At 42.3% G+C, this 26,045-nt stretch carries 22 protein-coding genes, 1 other RNA gene and 1 other annotated feature; of the genes, 6 read left to right on the top strand and 17 right to left on the bottom strand.

Annotation, left to right across the window (positions count from 1 at the left end):
- Positions 1-42 precede the first annotated feature (42 nt).
- Together EQG49_RS04635 and EQG49_RS04640 are read right to left on the bottom strand one after the other, a co-directional pair.
- Positions 43-1,161 (bottom strand): PLP-dependent transferase, encoded by a 1,119-nt coding sequence (locus EQG49_RS04635; RefSeq protein ID WP_133362880.1) that lies wholly within the window; start codon positions 1,159-1,161, stop codon positions 43-45.
- Positions 1,162-1,532: 371 nt separating this feature from the next.
- On the bottom strand, positions 1,533-2,342 hold the full coding sequence (locus EQG49_RS04640; RefSeq protein ID WP_165964787.1) for a homoserine O-acetyltransferase/O-succinyltransferase family protein: 810 nt from the start codon (positions 2,340-2,342) through the stop codon (positions 1,533-1,535).
- 195 nt (positions 2,343-2,537) lie between these two features.
- On the opposite strand from EQG49_RS04640, the gene EQG49_RS04645 reads away from it, so the two are divergent.
- Positions 2,538-3,743 (top strand): homoserine dehydrogenase, encoded by a 1,206-nt coding sequence (locus EQG49_RS04645; RefSeq protein ID WP_133362882.1) that lies wholly within the window; start codon positions 2,538-2,540, stop codon positions 3,741-3,743.
- 131 nt (positions 3,744-3,874) lie between these two features.
- Here EQG49_RS04645 and EQG49_RS04650 read toward each other — a convergent pair whose 3' ends face one another.
- The 7 genes from EQG49_RS04650 to EQG49_RS04680 form a co-directional block, all read right to left on the bottom strand.
- Complete coding sequence (locus tag EQG49_RS04650; protein ID WP_133362883.1) at positions 3,875-4,102, bottom strand: hypothetical protein; 228 nt, start codon at positions 4,100-4,102, stop codon at positions 3,875-3,877.
- 635 nt (positions 4,103-4,737) lie between these two features.
- A complete protein-coding gene (locus EQG49_RS04655) occupies positions 4,738-5,985 on the bottom strand; it encodes a glycoside hydrolase family 5 protein (RefSeq protein ID WP_165964788.1) in 1,248 nt (415 codons plus the stop codon).
- Positions 5,986-6,118: 133 nt separating this feature from the next.
- On the bottom strand, positions 6,119-6,430 hold the full coding sequence (locus EQG49_RS04660) for a YbaB/EbfC family nucleoid-associated protein (protein WP_133362885.1): 312 nt from the start codon (positions 6,428-6,430) through the stop codon (positions 6,119-6,121).
- A gap of 21 nt (positions 6,431-6,451) precedes the next feature.
- Positions 6,452-8,401, bottom strand: coding sequence for a DNA polymerase III subunit gamma/tau (dnaX, locus tag EQG49_RS04665; protein ID WP_133362886.1), 1,950 nt, complete (start codon positions 8,399-8,401; stop codon positions 6,452-6,454).
- A gap of 421 nt (positions 8,402-8,822) precedes the next feature.
- Positions 8,823-8,920: signal recognition particle sRNA small type (gene ffs / locus EQG49_RS04670), an RNA gene on the bottom strand.
- A 43-nt stretch (positions 8,921-8,963) separates the two neighbouring features.
- Entirely contained in the window at positions 8,964-9,494 is a 531-nt protein-coding gene (gene tadA / locus EQG49_RS04675; protein WP_133362887.1) for a tRNA adenosine(34) deaminase TadA, read from the bottom strand.
- Positions 9,495-9,865: 371 nt separating this feature from the next.
- Positions 9,866-10,483 carry a class I SAM-dependent methyltransferase gene (locus EQG49_RS04680; RefSeq protein ID WP_133362888.1) on the bottom strand — a complete coding sequence of 206 codons (618 nt, stop codon included), beginning with the start codon at positions 10,481-10,483 and terminating at the stop codon, positions 9,866-9,868.
- A 211-nt stretch (positions 10,484-10,694) separates the two neighbouring features.
- Here EQG49_RS04680 and EQG49_RS04685 point away from each other — a divergent pair, with 211 nt between their 5' ends.
- From EQG49_RS04685 to EQG49_RS04700, 4 genes are all read left to right on the top strand, one after another.
- Complete coding sequence (locus EQG49_RS04685; RefSeq protein ID WP_133362889.1) at positions 10,695-10,922, top strand: redoxin NrdH; 228 nt, start codon at positions 10,695-10,697, stop codon at positions 10,920-10,922.
- A gap of 103 nt (positions 10,923-11,025) precedes the next feature.
- Entirely contained in the window at positions 11,026-13,191 is a 2,166-nt protein-coding gene (gene nrdE / locus EQG49_RS04690; RefSeq protein WP_133362890.1) for a class 1b ribonucleoside-diphosphate reductase subunit alpha, read from the top strand.
- A gap of 563 nt (positions 13,192-13,754) precedes the next feature.
- Positions 13,755-14,720, top strand: coding sequence for a class 1b ribonucleoside-diphosphate reductase subunit beta (nrdF, locus tag EQG49_RS04695; protein WP_133362891.1), 966 nt, complete (start codon positions 13,755-13,757; stop codon positions 14,718-14,720).
- Between the two features lie 228 nt (positions 14,721-14,948).
- Positions 14,949-15,518, top strand: a complete 570-nt coding sequence (locus EQG49_RS04700) for an LOG family protein (protein ID WP_133362892.1) — start codon at positions 14,949-14,951, stop codon at positions 15,516-15,518.
- A 424-nt stretch (positions 15,519-15,942) separates the two neighbouring features.
- Here EQG49_RS04700 and EQG49_RS04705 read toward each other — a convergent pair whose 3' ends face one another.
- The 3 genes from EQG49_RS04705 to EQG49_RS04715 form a co-directional block, all read right to left on the bottom strand.
- Positions 15,943-16,635 (bottom strand): GntR family transcriptional regulator, encoded by a 693-nt coding sequence (locus tag EQG49_RS04705; protein WP_133362893.1) that lies wholly within the window; start codon positions 16,633-16,635, stop codon positions 15,943-15,945.
- 233 nt (positions 16,636-16,868) lie between these two features.
- Positions 16,869-17,951: a L,D-transpeptidase family protein gene (locus EQG49_RS04710; RefSeq protein WP_133362894.1), complete on the bottom strand. Its 1,083-nt coding sequence runs from the start codon at positions 17,949-17,951 to the stop codon at positions 16,869-16,871.
- A 182-nt stretch (positions 17,952-18,133) separates the two neighbouring features.
- A complete protein-coding gene (locus EQG49_RS04715) occupies positions 18,134-20,716 on the bottom strand; it encodes a MucBP domain-containing protein (protein WP_133364528.1) in 2,583 nt (860 codons plus the stop codon).
- Between the two features lie 519 nt (positions 20,717-21,235).
- On the opposite strand from EQG49_RS04715, the gene EQG49_RS04720 reads away from it, so the two are divergent.
- Positions 21,236-22,129, top strand: a complete 894-nt coding sequence (locus EQG49_RS04720) for a hypothetical protein (protein WP_133362895.1) — start codon at positions 21,236-21,238, stop codon at positions 22,127-22,129.
- A gap of 373 nt (positions 22,130-22,502) precedes the next feature.
- Here EQG49_RS04720 and EQG49_RS04725 read toward each other — a convergent pair whose 3' ends face one another.
- The 5 genes from EQG49_RS04725 to rplK all read right to left on the bottom strand — a co-directional run bounded on the left by EQG49_RS04725 (position 22,503) and on the right by rplK (position 25,988).
- Complete coding sequence (locus EQG49_RS04725) at positions 22,503-23,108, bottom strand: hypothetical protein (protein WP_133362896.1); 606 nt, start codon at positions 23,106-23,108, stop codon at positions 22,503-22,505.
- 521 nt (positions 23,109-23,629) lie between these two features.
- Positions 23,630-23,995, bottom strand: a complete 366-nt coding sequence (gene rplL / locus EQG49_RS04730) for a 50S ribosomal protein L7/L12 (protein ID WP_133362897.1) — start codon at positions 23,993-23,995, stop codon at positions 23,630-23,632.
- A 49-nt stretch (positions 23,996-24,044) separates the two neighbouring features.
- On the bottom strand, positions 24,045-24,551 hold the full coding sequence (gene rplJ, locus EQG49_RS04735) for a 50S ribosomal protein L10 (protein ID WP_133362898.1): 507 nt from the start codon (positions 24,549-24,551) through the stop codon (positions 24,045-24,047).
- A 28-nt stretch (positions 24,552-24,579) separates the two neighbouring features.
- Positions 24,580-24,704: a sequence feature (ribosomal protein L10 leader region), on the bottom strand.
- 68 nt (positions 24,705-24,772) lie between these two features.
- Positions 24,773-25,465 carry a 50S ribosomal protein L1 gene (gene rplA / locus EQG49_RS04740; protein ID WP_133362899.1) on the bottom strand — a complete coding sequence of 231 codons (693 nt, stop codon included), beginning with the start codon at positions 25,463-25,465 and terminating at the stop codon, positions 24,773-24,775.
- Positions 25,466-25,562: 97 nt separating this feature from the next.
- Positions 25,563-25,988: a 50S ribosomal protein L11 gene (gene rplK, locus EQG49_RS04745; protein WP_133362900.1), complete on the bottom strand. Its 426-nt coding sequence runs from the start codon at positions 25,986-25,988 to the stop codon at positions 25,563-25,565.
- Between the last annotated feature and the right edge of the window lie 57 nt (positions 25,989-26,045).

Raw genomic sequence — 26,045 nt, forward strand, 5'->3', positions numbered from 1 at the left:
ATGCAGTACTAGTAAAGTGACCTATCAGCCTACATCCAAACCTCACCCAAGCGCCTGCTCCAAATCAGCAATCAAATCCGCGACATTTTCCAGTCCAGTCGATAGGCGTAAGAGTTGGTCGGTTATCCCTAGCTGTTCCCGCCGGGCTGCCGTCATGTCATGGTGCGTTTGCACAGCTGGAACGGTGATGAGGCTTTCACTACCGCCGAGACTTTCGGCAAAGGAAAACAGCTTAATTTTTTGCAAGAAGTTATCCACATCGTGATCCGCTTTTAAATAAAAACTAATCATGCCGCCTTGGCCGGGGTATAAAACTTTTTCCACCGCCGCATTTTTATTCAGATAATCCACCAGGATACGGGCATTGTACTCATGGCGCTCAAGCCGTACCGCCAGTGTTTTTAAACTGCGAATTAAGAGCCAACTGTCAAATGGCGCTAAGGTGGCGCCTGTTGTCACCAAGTTAAAGGCGATTTGTTCACTGTCAGCGGGGCGTTTAGTCACCACGATTCCAGCTAGTACATCGTTGTGCCCCGCCAAATATTTAGTCGCACTATGCACCACAATATCGGCTCCTAATGGCAATGGTTGTTGGCGCAACGGCGTATAAAATGTGTTATCCACAATTACCCGAATGTCAGGATTTATTTCATGCGCCGCAGTAGCCGCACTGGCGATATCAATAACTTTCATCGTTGGATTAGACGGTGTTTCGAGCCAGATTGCTTTCGTTTTTTCAGTGACTAATCCGGCCAATTCAGCGGCATCGTGCCCATCCCACAAACTAAATTCCAAGCCATAATTTTCTTGCAGCAAATCGAAGAATCGAAATGAACCGCCATACAAGTCATCCGACGTAATAATATGATCGCCGCTTTTGAATAATGTAAATACCAATTGAATTGCCGCCATGCCCGAGCTCAACGCAAATCCTTGATCGCCGTGTTCAAGTTCGGCGAGGGTTTGCTCTAAGACTTCCCGCGTGGGCGTCTCCAATCGTGAATAATCATAACCAGTTGACTGTCCCAGCCCCCGATGCCGAAATGCTGTGGATAAATACAACGGTGTTGAAATTGAACCCGTCTTTTCATCGTCCGTCCGATTTCCCGCTTGTGCCAAAATCGTTTCTGTCTGCCACGCACATCCTGCTTTTTCCGTCATAATTTGTTTCCTCATCCCCATATTTTATTTATTAATACAAAAAAACTCCGCTCCTCAGCCTATTACTAGACTAAGGGACGGAGTTGCCGTGTTACCACCCAAATTCACTTGCCCATTGCTAGGCAAATCTTATCAGCTCGTGAAGTTGCCTTCGTAAGCCTGGCCTGATAACGTAGTACCCTACGGATCGACAGCTTCCACCATCAATTAATTATCTGAGTTCATCTTCACGCTACGTTCATCTACTATTTTTCACCACTTCAATAGCTCGCTGTGCGATTACTAGCCGCGTTACTCTTCTCATCATTTTTACTTTTATTAGAATGTTGTAATCATATTCTCATTTACAATCAAATGCAACCACATATTAATCACCGCATCAAATCCAGCCAATTTTGATAAAACTTATGACTAGTTTCCAACCAATTCCCACTACTTTTTTCGTAATTTTGCGGTACCGCCACTTGTTTACCTGCTCGTAGATCCCGTTCAAATTCATGCCATAAGGTATCAGCAAAATACTCGGGATGACCTTGCATAAACGTCACCCGCCGTTTCACATCTTGTAAAAGTACCGGGCCGGCGACTGCATCCTTAATTAATATCTTTAAATCCACGTGTTGTTTAACTAGCACGTTACTATGGCGGGAATGTGGCACGATAAATTGCCCAATGCCTTTAGTCAACGTTGTGATACCAGTTACTTCATCGCCAAAGACGCCGAATAATTTTTGCGGTAAGACATATTTCTTCGTCGCATAATAATGGTTTAATCCAGCTTGAGCTGCCCAACATTCGAGCAAAGTCTGATTTACATGCGTTTTGGCCCATCTTAAGATTGCGCGAAATTCAGCAAAATAGTCAACTTGGGCATAATCAAGTTTTTCAACTGGCGCACCAGTTATGATTAAGCCATCAAAATATTGCTGGTCAATCTGCGCTAAATTAACATACGTTTTAGCAATTTCATCGCGGGCTACTCCTTTGAAATGATGGGTGGCGGCATACATAAACGTGAGCTCAACATCGCCGTCAAGGTCATTAAAGATGCTGGCAAACTGTTTTTCAGTTTCTAAACGATTCGGCATCAAATTCAAAATCACGATTTGTTTCGCCCTTTTTTTCGTTGGCACAGAATTTTGTAATTGCTTTAAATAGCCATTTTTTAACGATACTGCCATAACGTCCCCCCTTTGCGTATTTGTCTTAATGACACACAATTTATACGCAACGCAGAATTTTGTCAAGTTAAGTAAAATTAAAGAATCGTTTGACATTATTAAAATCAGCATTAGAATGTGTATAGAAATTAGAAAACAATTAAAATTAAACTGCTATATGTAAGTGGTGTTTTAGCAAGGGGAATAGGATACTAAATGACTACTAAAAAACAAACAATTAAACTGGGGATTTTCGGCTTAGGAACAGTGGGGACTGGACTTGTTGAACTTTTACACACTAACGCACCGGTTTTGCACAACGCAAATATTAATTTTGAAATCACCCAAATCGTTGTGCATAACTTATCTAAGCAACGCGCCCCAATTACGCACGGGCTACCAATTAGTATTGATTCCACCACTATTTTAACCAATCCGGCAATTCAAATTGTCGTTGAAGCCATGGGCACAATTGAACCGGCCAAAACTTATATTAGTGCCGCACTCAACGCAGGTAAACACGTTGTGACTGCTAACAAGGATTTACTGGCAAAACACGGCCCGGAGCTCATCGCCCTTGCGCAACAAAATAAAGTTAATTTATATTATGAAGCTAGCGTGGCGGGCGGTATTCCGATTTTGCAAACCCTCACTAATAGCTACGCGAGCGACCAAGTCACCCAAATAGTCGGCGTTTTGAATGGCACGGCAAACTACATTTTATCGCAAATGGGTACTAACCATTTGAGTTACGCGGCGGCTCTGCAGCAAGCGCAGAAGCTCGGTTTCGCTGAAAGTAACCCCGCGCAAGACGTTGAAGGCATCGATTCCGCCTACAAACTCAGTATTTTAGCGCGCTTGGTCTTTGGCACCGCCGTCCAAATTTCAGAGTTTCCAATTAAGGGGATTACCGCGGTAACGGCCACTGACTTGCAACTGGCAAACGAACTCGGCTTTAAAATAAAACTGTTGGCAATCAGCAGATACACACAAAATGGGCTCGCACTCACGGTTGCCCCGACATTAGTGGCTCAAGGAACACTCTTAGCCAACGTCGATAATGAAAATAACGGCATTAATATTACGAGCGCTGCCCTGGGTAATTCCTTCTTGGCAGGTAAAGGGGCCGGTGCTTTGCCAACCGCGCAATCACTTACCAATGATTTGCTCCAAATTGCGCGTAACATCAACACGACATCACCGGAATTACCAATTAATACGCCAAATAATGTGCCGTTGATTCCCGTTACACCGGTGCAACGTTATTTCATCCGAACCATCGCCCCACTAAAAGATGCCAACGCTGTCCAACGTTTGACCGCCGATCGCCGTGGCGTAATCACCACGCCACTTTCTGTCGCACAACTGGATGCACTAGCACAGACCAATGAAATTATCGTCCAATATCCAATCTTGGAGTAATAATTACTAGTTATCCACCGTCCAATATTGCGATTCGTTAATCACCAAATAGCACGTCAGTACGCAAAAAAGCACGATTTCTCCTTATTGGTAAGGTAAAATCGTGCTTTTTGCTATTGAACAAGTAGCTATTAATTTTCGTAGCCGGTTGTGTTTAATACTGCGATGAACTTCTTAACTTCACCAACACTCATTACGAATGCCAATGCGGTTTTTTGATAAAAATCATCAGTTAAATTACCGTGATTTTCAGAAAGTACCTTGATGAATTTCAGTACCTTCGCATCTTTATTTTGCAAAGCTTGGCGCATTGCATCTGTTTCTGATTTTGTCACTGCGGTTCCTGTTACTAATGTCATAATTTTCTTTCCCCCATACATTTAACGATACAACTTATCAAAGGATAATGCAAATTTAATTGTACGTAAAATTGTGTACCTCTACTAATGTAATATTTGCTTTCAGATTACGTCCCCTTGAAACTTTACAAATACTGCCACTGCAGGATTTTCGATTAAATTGGTACATATGCTTGCCCCAACCACAAAAAATAGAACAATCCCAAAATAAAGGATTGTCCTGTAGTAAAAAGATTCTATTTGTTTTAGAGTAGGTTTGTCATTTCTGTACTTTTGTTTAAGAATATTCACGTACCACGGAATATACCTTAGACACTAAGTTTGATCACCTCACAAAATCCGCGATACCTGATTTGATTGAATCTGCCCACCACCGACTTAGTTTGAGAATTATTACTAACTAACGGAGTGCCGGCAAATTGCTTGGTGGGCGCAGCCTTTACACCGTGACTGGGGATGAGATGAGCAGTCTTAGGAATTTATTCCTTAGACTCCCAGCTTATCCGAACCTCACAAGACCGCATTTTGGCTTGGGAGGTTGCTTCCAGCGTGGTGCGCCAAGCAATTTGCCGGTACGGAGTGGTTAAGTTTATTCAATCCCACGTCAGACGGAATGGAGGCAAAATCTATCAATTTTAAGGCCGTTCAACCCCATGTGTACCAAGTTTAACCTGCCCATCAAGACCGATAAACTTGTGCTGCTTGGTTTGCCATAAGGCTGACTTTACAAATTTGTAGCTACCATTCCAAGTCGTCCAGTTGTCGTTAACTAGACCACCAGTATCGCCTGAGTCAGGATTAAAACACCAGTATGTGAAACTAAGCTTGTCCTGCTTGATTTCACTGCGTAAATATTTCAACCATTTCAAATTATTCCCAGTATGATTTTTCGCGTAACCGCCCCATTCACCAATGAAAATTGGCGCGATTTTCTCTTTATGAATGAATAACCAGTTTTTGTTCCAGTACGCTTTTACACTTTTCTTAAAGTTACCTTGCAGCCATGGTTGTTGATACACGATTGGGCCATAATCGTGTGACGAGTAGACAACCTGTTTTTGTTGTTTGGCCGCCAACTTGATTGGTGCTTTTTTGACACCTTGCAAATTAGCTCCCCACCAAGAATAATCGCCATTATATTGCTCAATTCCTTCAATGAAAACTAAGGCGTGCGGATTCTTTTTCAAAACCGCTTTTGCGCCCCGCGTGGCTGCGTATCGCCAATTATTTTGGGCTTTGCTAGTATCCCATTTGGCTTGCCCATGTGGTTCATTTTTCAAATCATATCCGATGACGGTATCGTTTTTCTTGTAAGCTTTTGCTAAATAACTAAGTGCATTAAGCCATTTAGTGGTCGAATAATTGTCATCGTACCACGTATCACTTTGGTAGCCATCCTTGGAAGGACTGTGGATATCAATGATTACCTTGACCCCATTTTGCTTAGCGTATTTAAGGAACGTGTTAAAAATTTGCTGATTGTTGAGCCCCTGCAATTCAGGGTTAGCGGCATAATTGATGTTTGGTGTGTCACGACTTGCTTTGCCAATCCGCCAATTATCAACCAAAGCCACTGACATCGGCACACGAATGACGTTAAAACCGTGATTCGCAATTGCCGCGACTGATTTTTTCATGCTAACTTGCCATAACCCGTGGAATGTATTGGCGGATGTTTCATAACCGAACCAATTCAGCCCAGTCAAACGGACCGTTTTATTCCGGCCATCGACAATCTTATTTCCTTTTGTGTGCAACCAATCTGATTTTGGCTTAGCTTGCGCCTCTACCGTAGTGACCTGTTGCGTCGCTAGGCTAGTTATTGCAACACCGCCAATCAACATTGCGGTCAATCCAACGATAATCAATTTTTTAAACTTCATGCTGTCCATCCTTAAAATTTGTATCTAATTAATTTACCATATTCATAAGTTAATTGTTATCCCTAATTGTCTGATTGCACTCAATAAAAAAGCACCACAACCCTCAATTGAGTTGTGGCGCCAAATTTACTATTTAGAATGATAAACCTTTAGTATACTTGCCATTCGTCGTGCTAGCCGTTGTATCGTCAATCTTCTTCATGGCATCGTTGATGGCAACCAATACCATGTCTTGCAAAGTATCCACATCGTCAGGATCAACAATCTTTTCATCAATCACAACGTCGTGTAACTTACGATCACCAGTGAAAGTCAATTTCACCATGTCATCAGGCGCAACGCCAACAAATTCCGTTGCTTCCAACGCTGCTTGATCAGATTGCATATCCTTTTGCATCTTTTGCATTTGCTTCATCATACCGTTCATATTACCGCCACCAAACATAGTTCTCTACCTCGTTTTATCTTAATTATTTTCTACTGTAATAAAATCTGCACCAAATAACTCTTCAGCCTTTTGCACAACATTGCTTGGAGCCGCATCCACCACCGGTTCTGCTGGTAACGCATTTTCCACGTTATCTTGTGATTCTTCAACTTCTGGTACTGTTGGTTGAACCGCTGGTTGGCTCGCAAATTCGAGCTTCGTCAGCGCTGGCGCAACCATTTGATCAACTGGAATGCCTTGCTTGTGTTGTTGGGCAAAGCTTTGGCGCGCTTGCTTCCATTGATCTTCTGAAATAAAGACCAACGTGAGCTCTTCACCAATTAAGCGGTTAATCCCCTTGAATACGTCCTGCTGTAACTGCGCATCCATGCTTGCCAAATGATGAATATACGGTTGGGCAAACGCCAAAATTACCGCTTCCGGACTAGCTGCCACAGGTTGGGCCGTCGTCATTTTCGCCGTTTCAACCACGCTGAGCATATTCAGCAAGTCACCGTAAATGTTTTGCATTTGCGATAAAGCCGGCTTAGTTGCATGCTTCAAAACGTCGAAAACCGCTTGCCCATCAACTTTGGCAATGGCGTCGTTACTTGCTGGCGTCGCGGTCGCCGTGTTAACCACTGGTGCGGTTGGGCGTGCTTGACTAGCAGGCTTTGAATCCGGCGTTGATTGTGCCATCATCGCTTGCACTTGCGCCATCCGACTACTTACAGGCGCCTCTGCTGGAGCTGGAGTCGCTGCAGGGGTTACCACCGGTGTATTGCTTACCACTGGTTGACTGACTGCTGGTTGACTGACTGCTGGTGCCACTGCATTGACCACTGGTTGTGCTTGGGTTTGAACAGGAGCCGCTTGTTGTGCAACCGGAGCCGTTCCAGCAGTTGCCACTGGCTGTGTACCCAATTGACTCAACTTAACGGTTAACACTTCCAGATAAACATCCGGGTGCGTCGTAAACCGTAATTGCTGTTGAATCTGGTTTAATTCATCAATCACCGCATACAAATACCGCGGTGACACGGCCTTCGCCAATGCTTGGAAACGGTCATCCGTAACCGCATTAACCATTTGTGGAGCGTCATTTGCTAACAATAAGTCGCGCACATAGCCAATCAAATCTTCAATGAAACGATTAGCGTCTTTACCTTCATCGAGTAACGATTGCAAAGTTGCCAGGGCCGTTTGTGTTTCGTGTTGCGTAAAATTCTCCACGTACTCACTGAGCAAGTTTTGGGTCACAGAACCCGTCACAAGCAGCGCGTTATCAAGTGTCACGGCTTCATCCCCAAATGACAAAGTCTGATCGAGAATACTCAAAGCATCCCGCATCCCACCTTCTGCAGCTTGGCCGATAACTTTCAATGCAGTTTCATCATATTGGTAGCCTTTTTGGTCGAGAATGTATTCCATTCGTTCCAAACTTTGCTTCAACGTAATCCGCTTAAAATCAAAGCGTTGCGTCCGCGAAATAATAGTTGCCGGAATTTTATGGGGTTCCGTCGTTGCCAAAATAAATACCACTTGGGCAGGTGGTTCTTCCAAAGTTTTCAACAGCGCATTAAACGCACCTGTGGATAACATATGGACTTCATCAATAATGTAAACTTTGTTAGGTGCTTGCGTTGGTGCGTATTTTGCCTTGTCGCGAATGTCACGAATTTCTTCAACCCCATTATTTGAGGCCGCATCAATTTCAATCACATCATTTAACGAACCGTCATTAACGCCGACACAGTTCGCACATTTATTACATGGTTCGCCATCTTGTAAATCCAGACAGTTCAAGGCTTTCGCAAAAATTTTTGCAGCTGAAGTTTTCCCAGTCCCACGAGGCCCCGTAAATAAGTACGCGTGGCTAGTTTGGCCCGTTAAAATGGCGTTTTTGAGAGTCTTGGTAACCACATCTTGCCCGACCATATCTTTAAATGTTTGTGGCCGCCAGACGCGGTAAAGTGCTTGATATGCCATTAAATGCTGCTCCCTTTCCTGAAAATCTATTACTACTAGTTTAACAAATTTTTGTGCGATTGAATATTATTTGTCTGTGACGTTCTATAAATTAGGATTGTTCTTTCCACTGCGCGCCTAGAAAGTACTTTGCGCACCACGCTGGAAGCACATGTTCAAGCCAAAGTGCGGTCTTGAACAACTCGAATAAGCTGGGGCTCTACGGGAATAAATTCCCAAGACTCCTCATCTCATCCTCAGCCGCGACATATGTTACACACATATCACCCCAGTCGCGGTGTAAAGGCTACCGCCCGCCAAGCACTTTCCAGACACTCCGTTAGTTTAAGATGACCTTACTAATACCATAAGCCATATAAAAATAACCATTCCAAAAAAATGATACAAAAAAATCGCAACCATCACTGATCACGATTCTTTCTAAATGTATGTATACGAAGCACAAATTACAGCATCCTTAGGGCTGCTACCTTCCGGTCCTGACCCAATTCGGAGTATAACCTTGCCCCGCAGTTAGTAATTATAGCGCACTTCATCCGTAGTGACAACACTATTTGTGAAATTAACCGTCAATCTCTTTTTTTCCCGCTTCGGCAGCCTTCCGTGCTTGCTTGGCTGCCTTGCGTCGTTTACGAATATCTTGGAAAAATGCTTGTAATAACTCGCCGGCATCTTTGGCTAACACACGTTCATGCACTTCCACTTGGTGGTTAAAGCGTTCGTCGGTTAATAAATTGTACAAACTGCCAACGACGCCCGCTTTGGGATCACGTGCTCCAAAGAACAGCTCCGGAATTCGGGAATTGATAATCGCACCCGCACACATAGGACATGGTTCCAATGTTACAAACATTTGGCAATCTTCTAAGCGCCATGAGCCAATATTGCGATTAGCTTCTTGGATTGCCATGATTTCCGCATGAATCGTTGCATCTTGGGCGTGCTCACGTAAATTATAGCCGCGGCCAATTATTTCGCCATCATGCACAATCACCGCTCCAATCGGCACTTCGCCAATCATCCCCGCCTTGCGCGCTTGTTTCAAGGCTTCGCGCATATATTTTTGTTGTGTCTCAATAGAAAGTTCCGTCATATCTATTACCTACTTTACGTTCAAACTTCTGTACGTGAATTTTGCACTAGCCTGTTGCTAAGTCCAATCATTGTAAAAACTTCAACATTTGTATTTGTATGAGTAACTCTAACTTATGGCTTGAACCGCAAGTTAACGGAGTGCCTGGAAATTGCTTGGCGGGCGCAGCCTTTACACCGTGACTGGGGGAATATGTGTGTAGCACATATTTCCGCTGAGGATAAGATGAGGAGTCTTAGGAATTTATTCCTTAGAGTCCCAGCTTGTCCGAGTTGTTCAAGACCGCACTTCGGCTTGAACATGTGCTTCCAGCATGGTGCGCCAAGTAATTTCCAGGCACGCAGTGGCCCACATCCACCCCAAGTCAAAATCTACTTCTCAGTATCAGTATAAGTACTTTCCAAGATATAGTAACCTTTATCCTTGCGAATAATCTCAGCGTTCCCAAAAGTTTCTTCCATCAATTTTTTAGCCGATGGTGCTCCTTGTTTCTTTTGCAGTACCACAGTCAATGTCCCACCAGGCACAAGATGTTGGGCCGCATCGCTAATCATCATTGATACGACATCTTTACCAGCGCGCACTGGGGGGTTCGTCAAAATTGCGGCATATTTATCGGTCACATCCGCATACACGTCGGAATGGAAAACATTAGTCCGACCCGCAACACCATTTGCTTGGGTATTCCGTTCGGCTAAACTCAAGGCCAAATTATTCACATCTACCATATCTAGTGTCCGATCAGGATAGGCCAACGCTAATGAAATCCCCACAGGACCATAGCCGGTACCCAAGTCGAGGATTTTACCTGACGGAGCGTTATTTTCACGGAACGCTTCAATCATGACCCGTGAACCGTAATCGACGGTTTGTTTTGAAAAAACACCGTTATCGGTGGTGAACTTAATATTGTGATTTAAGAGTGCGAACTCCCAAGTGTGTTCAGCATGCGCCACATCTGGGTTTTCAGTATAGTAGTGATTATTCATTAGTTTTCTCCGATACTTTTTCGATATTTTAACTATACTCGGTTAATAAATTAATTTATAGTTTTTTGTATGCAAAAAAACAAGGTATCACACCCTTTCCAGTTCCTAAATATTTCCCAGCATAACTATATGTGGTGTTTGAGCGTTGAAACATGCCACTACATGTTGTTATACTAAGTACATAAATTAATAACGAATGAGGTATAAATAAATGTCAAAATTAACTGTATTTACTAAAAACAACTGTATCCAATGTAAGATGACTAAGCGCTTCTTATCAGAACACGGCATCGATTTTGAAGAAAAGAACATCAACGAAAACCCTGAATACATCGACTATTTAAAGGGTCAAGGCTTCGCAGCCGTTCCGGTTGTTGAAGGTACTGGCATCGAAACTATTGCCGGATTCCGACCAGATGTCTTAAAAAAGTTAGCTTAATTTTGCAAACTTATGACACAACATCTTGAGCCGCGCACCACAAGATGTTGTGTTTTTTTATTCTCAAAAGCCAAGTTTTAGGAAAAATAAGGGGACGCTAGTCATGAGCTTAAAATCAATCAAGGATGTGACTTACTTCGATTTGAACAATGAAGTAAACATTCCAAAGAACAATTCGATCCAATTGGAAAAGGATAAAGAAGCCCTCGCCGCTTTCTTTAAAGAAAATATTGAACCTAACACAATGCAATTCAAAACTTTGCGCGACCGTTTTGATTTCTTGATGGATAATGATTTCATCGAAAAAGCCTTCGTTTTGAAATACAACTTCAGTTTTATCGAAGACCTTTATGACTACTTGGAAAGCCAAAAATTCCAATTCAAGTCTTTCATGGCCGCTTACAAATTCTATGCTCAATATGCTTTGAAGTCTAACGATAACAAGTATTACATTGAAAGCTACATGGATCGGGTCGCAATGAACGCCTTGTATTTTGCCAACGGTGACACTGAACTTGCAATGTCATTAGCTGATGAAATGATCCACCAACGCTACCAACCAGCGACCCCTTCATTCTTGAATGCTGGTAAATCTCGTCGGGGCGAATTGGTTTCATGTTTCGTTGTGCAATCAACCGATGATATGAATTCAATCGGTCGGATGATTAACTCAGCGCTCCAATTGTCACGTATCGGTGGTGGTGTCGGCATGAACCTTTCTAACTTGCGTGAAGCTGGTGCCCCAATCAAGGGTATCGAAAACGCCGCTTCTGGTGTCGTACCAGTGATGAAATTGTTGGAAGATTCTTTCTCATACTCAAACCAACTTGGCCAACGTCAAGGTGCTGGTGTGGTTTACTTGAACGTCTTCCACCCAGACATCATGCAATTCCTCGCAACTAAGAAGGAAAACGCCGATGAAAAAATTCGGGTTAAGACGCTTTCACTTGGTTTAACTGTACCAGATAAGTTCTACGAATTGGTACGCACTAACGAAGACATGTTCCTCTTTTCTCCATACGATGTTGAAAAGTTTTATGGCACACCATTTAACTACGTTGATATCACTGCTGAATACGATAACATGGTCGCTAACCCTGCCATCCGTAAGTACAAAATCAGTGCCCGTAACTTAGAAACTGAAATTTCAAAACTCCAACAAGAATCTGGCTACCCATACATCGTGAACATCGACATGGCTAACCGTGAAAACCCAGTTGCTGGTAAGATTATTTCATCTAATTTGTGTTCTGAAATCTTGCAAGTACAAACTCCATCAGACATCAACAACACCCAAGGTTATGACAAAATGGGAATTGATGTTTCATGTAACTTAGGTTCAATCAACATTGCTAACATGATGGACACACCTGATTTTGGTAAGTCTGTTGAAGCAATGATGCGTGCTTTGTCATTTGTTTCTGACTCATCACAACTTGATATTGTGCCTTCAATCCAAAAAGGTAACAACGAAGCTCACGCGGTTGGTCTTGGTGCGATGGGACTTCACGGTTTCTTAGCTAAAAACCACATCATGTACGGTGACGCTGATTCACTTGATTTCACCAATGTCTTCTTCATGATGGTTAACTTCTACACTTTAGTCGCTTCAAATAAAATCGCCAAAGAACGCAAGGAAACTTTCAAGGACTTTGATAAGTCAACTTACTTCACCGGTGAATACTTCGACAAGTACACATCACAAGATTGGGGTCCAAAGTCTGCTAAGGTTGTTGATTTATTTGGTGGTCAACACATCCCTACACGCGAAGACTGGGCTCAATTAGCAGCGGATGTTAAGGAATTTGGTTTGTACAACCGTAACCGTATGGCCATTGCGCCAACTGGTTCAATTTCATACATCAACGATGCAACTTCATCATTGCACCCTATCGTTAACCGTATCGAAGAACGTCAAGAAAAGAAGATTGGTAAGATTTACTATCCAGCACCATACTTATCAAACGACACAATTCCTTACTACAAATCAGCCTACGATACCGACATGCGTTTGGTTATCGACATCTACGCAACCGCACAACAACACATCGACCAAGGTATGGCGTTGACGTTGTTCATGCGTTCAACATTGCCAGAAGGTTTGTACGAATGGAAGAACGGCCGTACTGATAAAATGACCACCCGGGACTTGAACATTTTACGCAACTACGCCTACAACAAGGGCTGTAAGTCAGTGTACTATGTGCGGACATTTACCGATGATGGTGGTGAAGCTGGCGTCAACGAATGCGAAAGCTGCTCAATCTAATAGACGCAATCAAGTTTAATATCGTATAATAAAAGGCGTGGACCCAGTGCCACGTCTTTTGTATTATTAATAACTATTTACGGTTCTATTTCGCCTAACGTGGGATTGAATATAATTGACCACTACGTGCCAGTAAATTACCGCCACTTCGTTAGTTAGGAATAATGCTCATACTAGCGAAAAATTGTTACCAAACATAGACCGCAGTGGCATGAAAAACAGCACTGACAATAGAACTTCAGTAATTCGATGATTCAAAAGTACGGAAATGACAATCCCACGCTGGAAAAAAATATGCCCTACTTACTATTAAACTTAGTGTTTTTTATTTTCCAGTTAGTCCGCTAAACATAGCTAACTAACGGAGTGACTCAAGAATTTGGTTGCCGGGCGTAGCCTTTACACCGTGATGGGAAGTGATTTATCACTTCGCTCAAAGTAGCTGAGACTACAGGCTCAGCAGGTTTGCTTCCATCTCGGTGCGGCAGCCAAATTCTGTGGCACGCAGTGGCAAGTAACAACTCAACTGACTAAAAAGACAAATTTGGAGAGGTTAACGATAAATGACTGAAGCATATAAAGCTATTAACTGGAACGAAATCGAAGATGCCATTGATAAGGCAACTTGGGAAAAATTAACGGAACAATTCTGGTTAGACACCCGGATTCCATTATCAAACGATTTGGATGATTGGCGTCAAATGAACACTACTGAACAATACTTAGTTGGCCACATTTTTGGTGGTTTAACTTTGCTTGATACCGTGCAATCACAAGACGGGATGTCAGCTTTGAAAAAAGACATCCGCACGCAACAAGAAGAAGCGGTCTTCAACAACATTGAATTCATGGAATCAGTGCACGCTAAGTCTTACTCATCAATTTTTGAAACTTTGAACACCCCCGCTGAAATTGACGAAATCTTTGATTGGACAAACACCAACGAATTTCTCCAATGGAAAGCCCAACGGATCAATGGTATCTACCAAACTGGGACCCCTTTGCAAAAGAAAATTGCCTCAGTCTTCTTGGAAACTTTCTTGTTCTACTCTGGTTTCTACACGCCATTGTACTACTTGGGCCACAACCAATTAGTGAACGTGGCGGAAATCATCAAGTTAATCTTGCGTGACGAATCAGTCCACGGAACTTACATCGGTTACAAGTTCCAATTAGGCTTCAACGAATTGCCTGAAGAAGAACAAGAAGAACTTAAGGGCTGGATGTATGACTTGTTGTACGACTTGTATGACAACGAAGAAAAATACACCCACCAAATGTACGACGAAATTGGCTGGTCAGAATCAGTCTTAACCTTCTTACGTTACAACGCCAACAAGGCTTTGATGAACTTAGGTCAAGATCCAATGTTCCCTGATGGCGCCGATGACGTTAACCCAGTTGTTATGAATGGGATTTCAACTTCAACTTCTAACCACGATTTCTTCTCCCAAGTTGGGAATGGTTACCGTTTGGGCCAAGTTGAAGTAATGGACAACGATGACTACAACTACGGTCTTGATAAATAGTTATTAGACATCTTCACCATATATACACATTTAATCGCTATAATAGAGCTAGGGCATTGATTGCCTTAGCTCTTTTTGTGTCCTTGGCTGGTACAAGCGTTACCGGCCACCGCGCACCACCAATCATCAAAACATAGCATTCACAAATGCCAGCGCTATCTATTTGGCGCAGTGGCACCAACATATATCCGGCTTACCGAGCCAATTTTAATTACGGAGGAATATCGTATGTCAATCAAATCAGTGGCCGTTTTTTGCGGTTCACACAAAGGCAAAAATCCGCACTTTTCTGAACAAGCCGCATTATTAGGCCATTATCTGGCCGCCCACGAACTCGAACTTGTTTATGGTGGTTCTGAAGATGGCCTAATGGGTGTCGTCGCCCTCGCCACCATGAAAGCTGGTGGGCGCGTGTACGGTGTTCACCCCGCCAACTTGACGGAATCTCGAATGAATCCCGCCGATATCACTGAATTAATCACCGTTCCCGACATGGACACGCGCAAACGTAAAATGATTGAGCGCGCCGATGCGTTTATCGTCTTACCCGGCGGTTTTGGAACGCTGGAAGAACTGGGGCAAGTTATTTCGTGGTCGAAAATCGACCTGCAAGAAAAACCGACTGCTTTTTTCAACATTGATAACTTCTACGACACACTGTGGGCTTGGCTAAACGAAACCATCGAAGCCGGTTTTGTCCCCAAAAGTGACCTCGACTTAGTTTACAATGGTAGCTCAATTGAAGATATTTTTGGCTATTTCGATGCCTTCAAATACCCCGAGCAATATAAAAAATAAAAAAGCTGCTACCCTGACAAATTCACAAAGTCAGGGTAACAGCTTTTTAGTTTTATTTATTCTAGCGTGAAATTTGGATATGTGTTTCAGATTGATTCCCACTACGAGGCTGGAACCAGTCTGGACACCGTGATGGAAGACAAGCATTTGAAGCCACAGTGCGGTCTTCAAATGTTTGCGAAGCTTGGTTCGCTAACGCGGTAACCATCTTCACAAATCCATAATCAGTAACGAAACCCGTTACTGATTATGCCATCACGGTGCGAGCTAAAGTCCAGCCTGTTTCCAGCCTCTTCGTTAGTTTGCGCAGGCAGTCTGACTAGTAATATGCCGTATAGCGGTAATCAATAATTCCACGCAGTGGCATCATGCATCTCGTCACATTTTATAAATCCCACGTCAGACGGAATAGAGCTTTTTTTCATTATAATAAATGCCGATGTTCCAGGACAAAATCCGCCATCGCCGTATAATGCTTTGTGATTGCCGTTTGAATCTGCCCTTCATCGCGCGTTTGGAGGGCGAGCGCAATCTGATATTTTTCATGTAACAGCTGCGGGCGGCGCTCCAGGTTGGCGAGCTCGTGGAGATACAATGACTCCCGATATTGCCGCATTAGCCGCTGGTAGTGGCCTTTGAATAACGAAGTCATGTATTTGTATAAATACCCATCAAAACGTCTCAGCAGCAACATTGCCCCCTGTTCATCGGGTACCGAGATTTGATCAGGTTTCCACAGGTTCACCAAATACTGTAATTCTGCATCGGTGTAATGCACAATTGCCTGGCGCCCAGCCAACGTATCGAAGAAGGTCGTTAATTCTCGAAATTCAGCTAAGTGTTGTTTCGTAAAATAAATGACGCGCCAATAGCGCCCACAATCATTGCCGATTAAACCTTGCTTCGCTAACGCCGCCAACGCTTGGCGCACTGGTTCACGGCTGATACCAACAAAATTAGCGATTTCCGGTTGCTTTAATTCCGTTCCTGGTTCAATTTCCCCGCTTCTAATCAAGCGTGCAAGTGTGTCATAAATCACACTTTTTAGCGCCCGGTCCCCCTGTGTAAAGACCGCTTCCTTAATTTTTGTACAATAAAATGGTTCTGCATTCGCCAAATCTAAGCCCCCTCAACGCCATTTAACTCTTATACAATGATTATATCACTCTACTTGTTTGTTAATTTTTACAAATTAGTTATTTTTTACTTATATGTCTATTTAACTTTACGATTTTAACGTTGTCACTAAAACTAGCCATAAAAAGTCATTACATCCTGCCTAAACAATAATGTAATGACTCCAATTATCACGCTTCATATATGATTAGTTTGACACTAACAGTATCCTAGTTAATGTACGTAAACTTTCGTACCATTGGGCATGTTCTTGTAGAACCAGATTGAATCCGCAACACTCAAGCGAATGCAGCCATGTGAGGCGCGGTGTCCCAACTGATTACCATATTGGGTACCGTACGCCCCATTTGCCGACGTGGTTGGGATGCTGTGGAAATAATAACCACCAGGCGCAAATGCGCGCCAGTACTTCGCACCACCGTTGCCACCCCAGAAATACGAACCACCACTACTCAACTTGAAGTGCCCTAGCACAGTTGGCGTTGCGTAGGCACCTGTTGAACACAGCATCGTATACACAATTTTGTTGCCTGATTTAAGGTAAACTCGCTGTTTGGCAACTGATACTTCCACATTCAAGTTCTTCGTTTTTTTGACATTAATAGTTTTCCCACCTGTCGCATTACGCCAGTATTGACCAGCGGGCTTCAGACCAGATGCGGGCACCCAGCCAACTTTTTGCCCCGACCCTGGCAATGCTACTTGATAATAAACTTTGTTATCAACCGTCGTGGCTTTTTGGCTTAACTTAACCATATACCCTTGGACATTTTTGCTGGCGTCAGCATGCTTATTCTGTTGGGCTTTATAGTATGGCTTCGTCCAAACATTCGCTGAACTCTTAACAATCCGGTACCCGCTCGCCTTGGCGGTCGACATTACTGGTGCCACAACCCGCACACTAAAGCGTTGGGTCACAATTTGCTTATTACTCAACGTCATCTTAACCGTCACCCTGGCCACCCCCAATTTCATCCCCCGAGTGAGCAATCCGTTGGAAACTTTCAATACCTTGGGATTGCTTGACGACACGCGGTACTTCGCGATTTTCAAGCCGCTATCTTTGTTGATTGTGGCCTTAAAACGATTATATTGACCAACATACATGAACTTCCGCAGATTAGTCAGTTTGACAACTGGTTTCGCCGATTCAGCTGGTGGAGTTTCTTTAACTTTACGGGTTGTTGTGGCACTAGTTTCCCCCGTCACAGCGGCGTGGGCGGTGGTCACAGTCATCCCCAAAGTCGCCAGACACATCAAACTAACGAAACTACGTACAATTAATTTTGCTTTCATTTTTATCGTCCTCCTTATATTTTTCTATCCATTATTTTAAATGCACCCAACAAGCCACAAATTAAGCAATGGCTGCGGCATGCAAATTATGTTATATCTCAATTTTCTCAAAATAATGTGAACATTTCTACTAAAAGCATTCAAAAAGCACCCTGACTATCTAAAGCCAAGGTGCTGCAATTCTACAATTTCCATTTCTTTTTAAACGCAACTACCCCGAACAAGCCGACGAGCACGGTCAGCCCGAGAACTGGTACGACATAATCTTTTACGCTACCAGATTTTGGTAATTTTGCTTTATCTGCATTAGTGGTTGTGGCGCCATTATTACTAGTATTCTTTGCCGAATCTTTACGGTTTGTTTGACCCGCTTTATTGTGGCTGTCATCCTTCTTACCAGGTTGTTTGTCACCACCACCGGAGCTTGGTAGCTTTCCTGGTATTTCATCACCGTTGGTTTTATCGGGCGTTTTATCATTTTCATTGCCCGATGCGGTATCAGTTTTGTCAGGCGTTGTGCCAGAATTTGGCTTATCGCTACCATCTGGGGTCGCCCCCCTCTTAGCGTACACAAATTTATAACTCTGGGCCGTATTTTCATCAAATTTGAAATTCGTCCCAATTAATTCATCGCGATGCTCCCAAGTGAGGTCGGGCACAAGTCGTGATGTACTATTGGTGCTACCGTAGAGCTCCTTGAAATCATAATTATCAAAGTCTTTTGGTGTTAAATCAACCAAGTCATCCACGTAACCTGAAATTTCTTCCGGATCTTGTAGTTCCTTGCCGTCAGTATCAACGCGGTAAATTGTAATCGGTTCGGCAATTTTGCGGAATTGATAAACGATTTCACGGTCACCGGCTCCAATAACTTTAGTTTCATCACCGGAAACGTATTTTCCAGTGCCATAGCCTGCAATTTCAGGTACCCCGGAAAATTCATACGCCTCATCTTTAACACCAGCAATACTGAACGGTGTCACATCATCACCATTGCTATCTTGCTTAATTTCGGCGCCATACTGATCAATATATTTATATGTGACCGAACCAATTGCCGCATAGACAAACTTGTAGCTCCGACCAGCATTATCACCGTAATTCAAGCTATCCGGATTATCGATTAAATTATCAGCGCTAGTCCAGCTACCCGTATCAGCTGTGCTTGCGTCAGTGCTACTCATTAAACTTTGGAAGCGATAACCAGGAAAATCATCACGTAGCGTTAAGTCAACAATTTCATCGGGTTGCCCTTCAAATTCTTTAGAATCTAGCACAGTGCCATCACTGTCAACCCAATAAACAGTAAACGCCTCTGCGTCATCTTGATTGTAGCGATAAATAATCGGTTGATTCAAGCTAGTAATTGCACGAGTCTTATCCCCCTCTAGGGTACCATTGCTATATCCCGCAATTTCAGGCGCGCTAGGAGCAGTAAAAAAATCACTGCCTTTGAGTACCGAATCACTGATACGTACATCAGCAGTTTGCGGACCAACTGGAGTGCCATCTGTTCCCTTTGTTATTGGTCGCCCTTTTTGATCAACATATTGATAATTGACCTTGTTGTTGATATACCAGACTGTGTCAGGTGTTGAAAACCATCCTTGATTATTGATAGCATCCCTAAATGTAACCGCCACCGCTAAATCATCGGCAGTTGGTTTATCCCTATCAACAACACCCACTGGGGTAACAACACCACCACTGGGCACCCCGTCAAAACCATTGCTAATATAAAAATCGGGATTAAGGGGATTAAGCCCGCCAACGTTGACATTTTGTACCGCATTATAATCATCAACTCCCACAAAAAATGCCTCTCCCGCAATATATTCTAAACTTGGTAAATCAACTAAATTAATAGTTTGTAAATTGGGATTATATCCGAATGCACAGTACCCAATCTCTTCTAAACTTGGTAATCCAATTATACTAATTTCGGAAAAGCTCCCCGCTGCAAAACAATAGGAACTACCAGCATCCCCAAAACGCTTTAAAACAGGCAGTTTTTCAAGCACCACTGTTGTCAAAGTACTATTCAATGCAAACGCTCTGCTTCCAATATCATCTAGCATTGGTAAATCAACTAATCTAACTGATTCAATATCAATTCCAGTTCCAAATGTTCCTTCAAATGCAGCTTCCCTAATATGTTGCAACGTGGGTAAACCTTGAAGTACAACTTTTTTCAAATTTGGGTATTTTTTGGTGTTATTTTGTGCTATCCCAAAAGCTTCCACGCCAATGGCAACAAGATTTTCAAAATCATCACCAGTAATCGTTAAATCGCCATCCCAATTTCTATATGCCTCAGATGAAGTGAACGCTGAACTAAATCCAGTGATTGTTGTACCAGCTGAATCATAAGAAAAATCGGCGTATGTAAAAACATGGCCAACGCGCGCAGTTTTATCCTTAGTAGCCGCACTCTTTGTTGCTTTTTCTTTCGTCCCGCGGTTTTGCTTAGCTTGCTCAGCGGCAGTAACTTGCTGTGTTTTTTCTAACTTTTCGACTTTATTTTCAGTTTGGGCCGTAGCTACTTTTCCATCCGGTAGCACATCGGGAATTTCAACAACCGGGCGCGTGTTAGCTTTTTCAGTATTATTAGAGTCATCGTTTTGCATTGCTACATCGGCTTCCAAAGCTTCCGCCAGCACAATTGGTGTCGTCCCCATCCCACCAGCTAAGGTTGCCGCTGCCAGACTAGCGTACATTACGTGCTTAACTTTTTTATAATCGCGATGTTTCGTTTTATTATTCATCCATACTTCTCCAATATTTATAGAATATTATCTAAGTTAATTTTAATTTAGCAATATGAAGGAACCGTGTCCCAACATTGAACAAACGGGACATCTTTTTTATTCACTTTTTCACTAAGCCCAGTCGGAAATTATCCATCCTTGTCATTGTAAATTCAAAAAATCCGTACTTAGACAATGTCCTCTCTCATTTCGATACCATTACGCATTCCTTTGAGCATTGGCCGAATTTTTCAGACCTCCCAAGACCGTATTTTGGCTTTGCGGGCTACTTCCAACGTGATGTGGCAAGTGGTTTACGGATTAGGGGTGACATTTAGTAACACAATGCTTAAGCAAATAATGGGATTACTTCATTCGTAATTCACGCGGCGAATATTGACACAATGATAATCACGGTATCTCGATTAACCGTCCTCTATCCTATCAATCGAATAAAATTAAACGTGATGATATAATTAACATGAAAATGTGAATGCAGAGTGAATTAGCAAACAAACAATGAAGAGGTATAAAAAAATGAGAAAATCAATTTTATTATGTGCTATTCCACTGTTGTTAGGTATGATGATGTGCACTAATGCTAATGCCGAAAGCATGAAAGTTAAAAAGGGATACACATACTACTCAACTAATCCTAAAAAATTCAAAGCAAAATATCATGTTAAAGCGAAAAAAATCAAACAAGGCAATTACCAAATCAACAAAAATAGTAGCGGAACAAGAATGCTAGTTGTAGATAAAAAATACAAAACGCAAGACACTGACAGTAATTTCAAATTCACTTATACTCGTGTAAAATCTGGCTATTCTGTCCGTCTACGACACGCAAAATTAGTACCAATTAATAAAGCTAAATCCCACGCAAGCCTGTTCCTGAAAAACAAACAGCAAAAGAAGTACGTTTATAGCAACGCATTTCTACGTGTCGGAACTGATATTCAACCAGGCAAATATGTAATTAACGGTAAGAAACACGTTAAAAATCATTACCTCAAATATGATTCATCTGAATCCCCTGTATACTTACTAGCAAATGATTGGGGTTCATTAGATGGAACAGCAAGTTACGATTACCATTATTTTGAGGCTGATGATGACTCAGTTGATTGGAATGCTTCCGATGCAGAATCACAAGAATCCTGGGTCGAATTAAATGAAAATATGAATACTGGTTATGGCGATGATAGTTACGTATGCCCTTCGTATTCAGGATACTTCTACTTTACCGGCGGAACATTGTCGATTTTCTACAGTAAAACAACAACCTACGAAGGCGATTACTGGATTTGCCAGCCGTCATATTATTCATATAAACATTACACTCCTGGTAAACAAAGAACTATTACTTTGAAAACCGGTCAATTCATCGAACTTCGTTATGGATCTTCAATTACTTATTTCATGAAGTAGCATAATATTTACCAAGGCGCTCTCATTTTGAGAGTGTTTTTTTAATTGTGCTTAAGCTAGTAGTATTAACACTCATAACGAATATATCAGCATCTGCTTGCCAACGTTAATAAGTACTAAATGGTACTATGAATTTGGACGGTTCATAGTCCACATCAAGAGCCTTAATCACATTGGGAACATCTTCGAACTCTGCGCCTTTAATCAATGAAACGAAGTCATAGAGATCATAGCGAAACCTCGTCTACGTGTAATATCAGCCACTATTGAATGTGAGTAGGCGATAATGTTTTGCGAATCTGGATAATAAAAGAATATGAGTTTATCAGACATAGCAATCTCCTTTACCAATAATCAGGCTATAACTTAATGACTAATCTTCAATTACTTCATTTAAAAACAAGCCTTCCCCTTTTAATTCTTCAACAATTTCTATAATTGATGTGCCATCTTCTCTTTCAAATCTTTTCGATACACCAAGAGTACCAGCTGAAATTGTGTCCCATGCGGTGATAACATGATCTACTCTAGAAAAACCAATTTTGTCCATAACTTCAGTTGCAAAATATGGAACACTATCACCAATCACATACATCACGTTATACTTTGTCCACTGAATTTCTTCTTGAGACTCCTGACTACCAAATCCAACTGTTATCACACCATCGTTGAAGAAAACGTCACCATATTGTCCTAGCAATTTTAAGGCATGGTCTTCATCGCAATCGCCAAGGTAGTACACATTTGAATGCGTAGCTTCAAGAACCCCGGGTCGAACTTCAGTTTCTTCATTCATTTTCACCGGTACTTCTAAAATTAAGAATATTTGTTCAGAACTATGACCCTTAATCCAAATCTTAAATATCTCCGCAATCATATCTACATCTATGTTGGCTTTGATTTGTTTTTCAGATAGCTCATATTCATTAAATAGGGTGTCCGCACTGCTAATGATTGATCCTTTTTTCATTTTTAACATGACATATTCTCCAATTTATTGATTAATAATATTATCGCGTCAATATTATTATCTAATAAAAGTTTGAATTTTCCTAAGATGACAGCCATTCGCTAAAATTATTTTGATTCATTTAAAAATTCTGCAACTCACTGCTGTCTTGCCCAACCATTATGTCCTGCAAAGTCGGTTACACATCTGCTGAGTTTGTTTTCAGTTTCTTAACAGCAGATGCACTGTCTGACAATGAATCTACTGGATTATTTGAATCACTCATGGTTCGTTATCTCTTACACATTAATTAGTATCATGATTATTAAACATGATTTATCAGTTCTGTTTATTCTAGCGCGGGATTCTCATTTCTGTACTTCTGTTTAACAATACTCACGTACCAAGAAATATATCTTGAGCACTAGTTTGAGAATTATTACTAACTAACGCAGTGGCCAATTCTATTCAATCCCACCTCAGACGAAATCCATTTATGTACAAAAAAAACGCTCGGACCGAAGTCCAAACGTTTTTCTAATAAGCTAGAATTACTTCTTGGCTGCAGAAGCACCAGCTTCTTCAAGAGCAGCAACAAGAGCATCAGCATCAGCTTCTGGAAGAGCTTCCTTGATGATTGATGGTGCACCATCAACTAAGTCCTTAGCTTCTTTCAAGCCCAAGCCAGTTGCTTCACGAACTGCCTTGATAACCTTGATCTTAGCTGAACCAGCTGAAGTCAATTCAACGTCGAATTCAGTCTTAGCAGCTTCACCGGCACCAGCAGCACCAGCAGCAGCTACAGGAGCAGCAGCAGAAACACCGAATTCTTCTTCGATTGCTGAAACAAGATCAGCAAGTTCCAAGATAGTAGCAGTTTTCAATTCTTCAATGATAACGTCTTTGTTCAAAGCCATTGTTAATTTCCTCCGAAATATTGTTTTGTTTTAGGATGCCTGCTTAAAATTAAGCGGCTGGTTCTTCGTCCTTGGCATCTGATACGGCCTTAACGGCGTATGCAAAGTTGCGGACAGGTGCTTGCAATGTAGAAAGCAACATTGACAACAAGCCATCACGTGATGGTAATGCTGCGTACTTGTTGATTTCTTCAACTGAAGCGATAGTACCGTCGATAACACCACCCTTGATTTCAAGGGCTTCGATCTTATCGGCGTATTCCTTCAAGATACGGGCAGGTGCGATTGCGTCTTCCTTAGAAAAGGCAACTGCAGATGGGCCGTTGAAGATTTCCTTCAAATCAGAAAGGTTGGCTGCGTCAGCGGCACGAGTCAAGATTTTGTTCTTGATAACCTTCAATTCGATTCCTTCTTCACGAAGAGATTTACGCAATGCGTTTGATTGTTCAACAGTTAAACCACGTACGTCAACAACAACAGATGATACTGCTTCAGTAAACTTAGCGGCTGTTTCTTCAACCAAACCTGCCTTAACGGCAATAGCTGATTCACTCATGTATTTTTTCCTCCTTTATTTATTTTGATTTCTCAAAAGAAAATCCCCCGGTCAAGCAAACTTGAGCCGAGGGAATTAAAGTCGTTGTAAACTTCCTCGGCAGGATATTAAGGCAAATGCCTCCTGAGTCTTAGGTAGAAATCGTATTCAATTAACTACGTAATAATATCAGGAATCCTGCGATTGGTCAACCACTAATTTAATTTAAATTAAACTAATGATTACAATGAGTCAACAGCAACGTTAACTGAAGGACCAAAAGTAGATGCGATAGATACGTGCTTCACGTAAGTTCCCTTAACGGCAGCTGGACGTGAACGAACAACAGTATCTGAGATAGTCTTCAAGTTTCCAACAAGGTTTTCAGCATCGAATGATACCTTACCAACTGGAACTGAAACATTACCATCACGGTCAGTCCGGTAAGTAACCTTACCAGCTTTTGATTCTTTAACAGCCTTAGTAACGTCCATAGTAACCGTACCAGTCTTAGGGTTTGGCATCAAACCCTTAGGACCAAGTGCACGACCAATACGACCTACTTGAGCCATCATGTCTGGCGTTGCAATAGCAACGTCAAAGTCCAACCAACCGTCTTGGATGCGCTTGATCAAGTCAGCATCACCAACGACATCAGCGCCAGCAGCTTCCGCTTCCTTAGCCTTGTCACCTTGTGCGAACACAACAACAGTTTGATCTTTACCAGTACCATTAGGTAAAACTACGGCACCACGTAATTGTTGATCAGCTTGACGAGTATCAACGTTCAAGTTGAAAGCAATTTCAACTGTAGCGTCAAAGCCCGCAAAATCAATTTCTTTAACTAATGCAACTGCTTCGTCGAGAGTGTAGTCCTTAGTTTGGTCTACCTTTTCGAGGGCAGCAACATATTTCTTACCATGTTTGTTAGCCATTTTTAGCTATTCCTCCTTGCAAATGCGGTCAGACGGTGTCCCCACCTCCCGCTTGATCTTACATACTTTCGTACGTGATCCGACTGTGTGTTAGCAATTAGCCTTCGACAACGAAGCCCATTGAACGTGCAGTACCTTCAACCATGCGCATTGCTGCTTCAACAGAAGCTGCGTTAAGGTCTTGCATCTTAGTTTCAGCGATTTCTTGGACTTGCGCCTTAGTAACCGTTGCAACCTTCTTAGTGTTAGGTTCACCAGAACCCTTTTCAACACCAGCTGCCTTCTTCAAAAGAACGGCTGCTGGAGGAGTCTTAGTGATGAAGTCGAATGAACGATCTTCGTACACTGAGATCACAACTGGAATAAGCATACCTGCTTGATCAGCAGTACGTGCGTTAAATTCCTTTGCGAACCCCATAATGTTGATACCAGCTTGACCAAGGGCAGGACCCACTGGTGGAGCTGGAGTTGCCTTAGCGGCAGGAATTTGTAACTTAACAACTGTTACGACTTTTTTAGCCACGATACATTACCTCCGTTTCGTGTTGTGGTATGAATGGAGATAAGATTTCTCCTCCCA

The organism is Periweissella cryptocerci, from assembly GCF_004358325.1.
GTDB lineage: Bacteria > Bacillota > Bacilli > Lactobacillales > Lactobacillaceae > Periweissella > Periweissella cryptocerci.

Coding starts and splice junctions, on each gene's coding strand:
- EQG49_RS04700 (WP_133362892.1), top strand. CDS start 14,949: ATGTCAATCAAATCAGTGGCCGTTTTTTGCGGTTCACACAAAGGCAAA.
- EQG49_RS04710 (WP_133362894.1), bottom strand. CDS start 17,951: ATGAAAGCAAAATTAATTGTACGTAGTTTCGTTAGTTTGATGTGTCTG.
- EQG49_RS04715 (WP_133364528.1), bottom strand. CDS start 20,716: ATGAATAATAAAACGAAACATCGCGATTATAAAAAAGTTAAGCACGTA.
- EQG49_RS04725 (WP_133362896.1), bottom strand. CDS start 23,108: ATGTTAAAAATGAAAAAAGGATCAATCATTAGCAGTGCGGACACCCTA.
- EQG49_RS04645 (WP_133362882.1), top strand. CDS start 2,538: ATGACTACTAAAAAACAAACAATTAAACTGGGGATTTTCGGCTTAGGA.
- nrdE (WP_133362890.1), top strand. CDS start 11,026: ATGAGCTTAAAATCAATCAAGGATGTGACTTACTTCGATTTGAACAAT.
- EQG49_RS04655 (WP_165964788.1), bottom strand. CDS start 5,985: ATGAAGTTTAAAAAATTGATTATCGTTGGATTGACCGCAATGTTGATT.
- EQG49_RS04650 (WP_133362883.1), bottom strand. CDS start 4,102: ATGACATTAGTAACAGGAACCGCAGTGACAAAATCAGAAACAGATGCA.
- rplL (WP_133362897.1), bottom strand. CDS start 23,995: ATGGCTTTGAACAAAGACGTTATCATTGAAGAATTGAAAACTGCTACT.
- rplJ (WP_133362898.1), bottom strand. CDS start 24,551: ATGAGTGAATCAGCTATTGCCGTTAAGGCAGGTTTGGTTGAAGAAACA.
- nrdF (WP_133362891.1), top strand. CDS start 13,755: ATGACTGAAGCATATAAAGCTATTAACTGGAACGAAATCGAAGATGCC.
- EQG49_RS04720 (WP_133362895.1), top strand. CDS start 21,236: ATGAGAAAATCAATTTTATTATGTGCTATTCCACTGTTGTTAGGTATG.
- EQG49_RS04635 (WP_133362880.1), bottom strand. CDS start 1,161: ATGACGGAAAAAGCAGGATGTGCGTGGCAGACAGAAACGATTTTGGCA.
- tadA (WP_133362887.1), bottom strand. CDS start 9,494: ATGACGGAACTTTCTATTGAGACACAACAAAAATATATGCGCGAAGCC.
- EQG49_RS04685 (WP_133362889.1), top strand. CDS start 10,695: ATGTCAAAATTAACTGTATTTACTAAAAACAACTGTATCCAATGTAAG.
- EQG49_RS04640 (WP_165964787.1), bottom strand. CDS start 2,342: ATGGCAGTATCGTTAAAAAATGGCTATTTAAAGCAATTACAAAATTCT.
- rplA (WP_133362899.1), bottom strand. CDS start 25,465: ATGGCTAACAAACATGGTAAGAAATATGTTGCTGCCCTCGAAAAGGTA.
- EQG49_RS04680 (WP_133362888.1), bottom strand. CDS start 10,483: ATGAATAATCACTACTATACTGAAAACCCAGATGTGGCGCATGCTGAA.
- EQG49_RS04660 (WP_133362885.1), bottom strand. CDS start 6,430: ATGTTTGGTGGCGGTAATATGAACGGTATGATGAAGCAAATGCAAAAG.
- dnaX (WP_133362886.1), bottom strand. CDS start 8,401: ATGGCATATCAAGCACTTTACCGCGTCTGGCGGCCACAAACATTTAAA.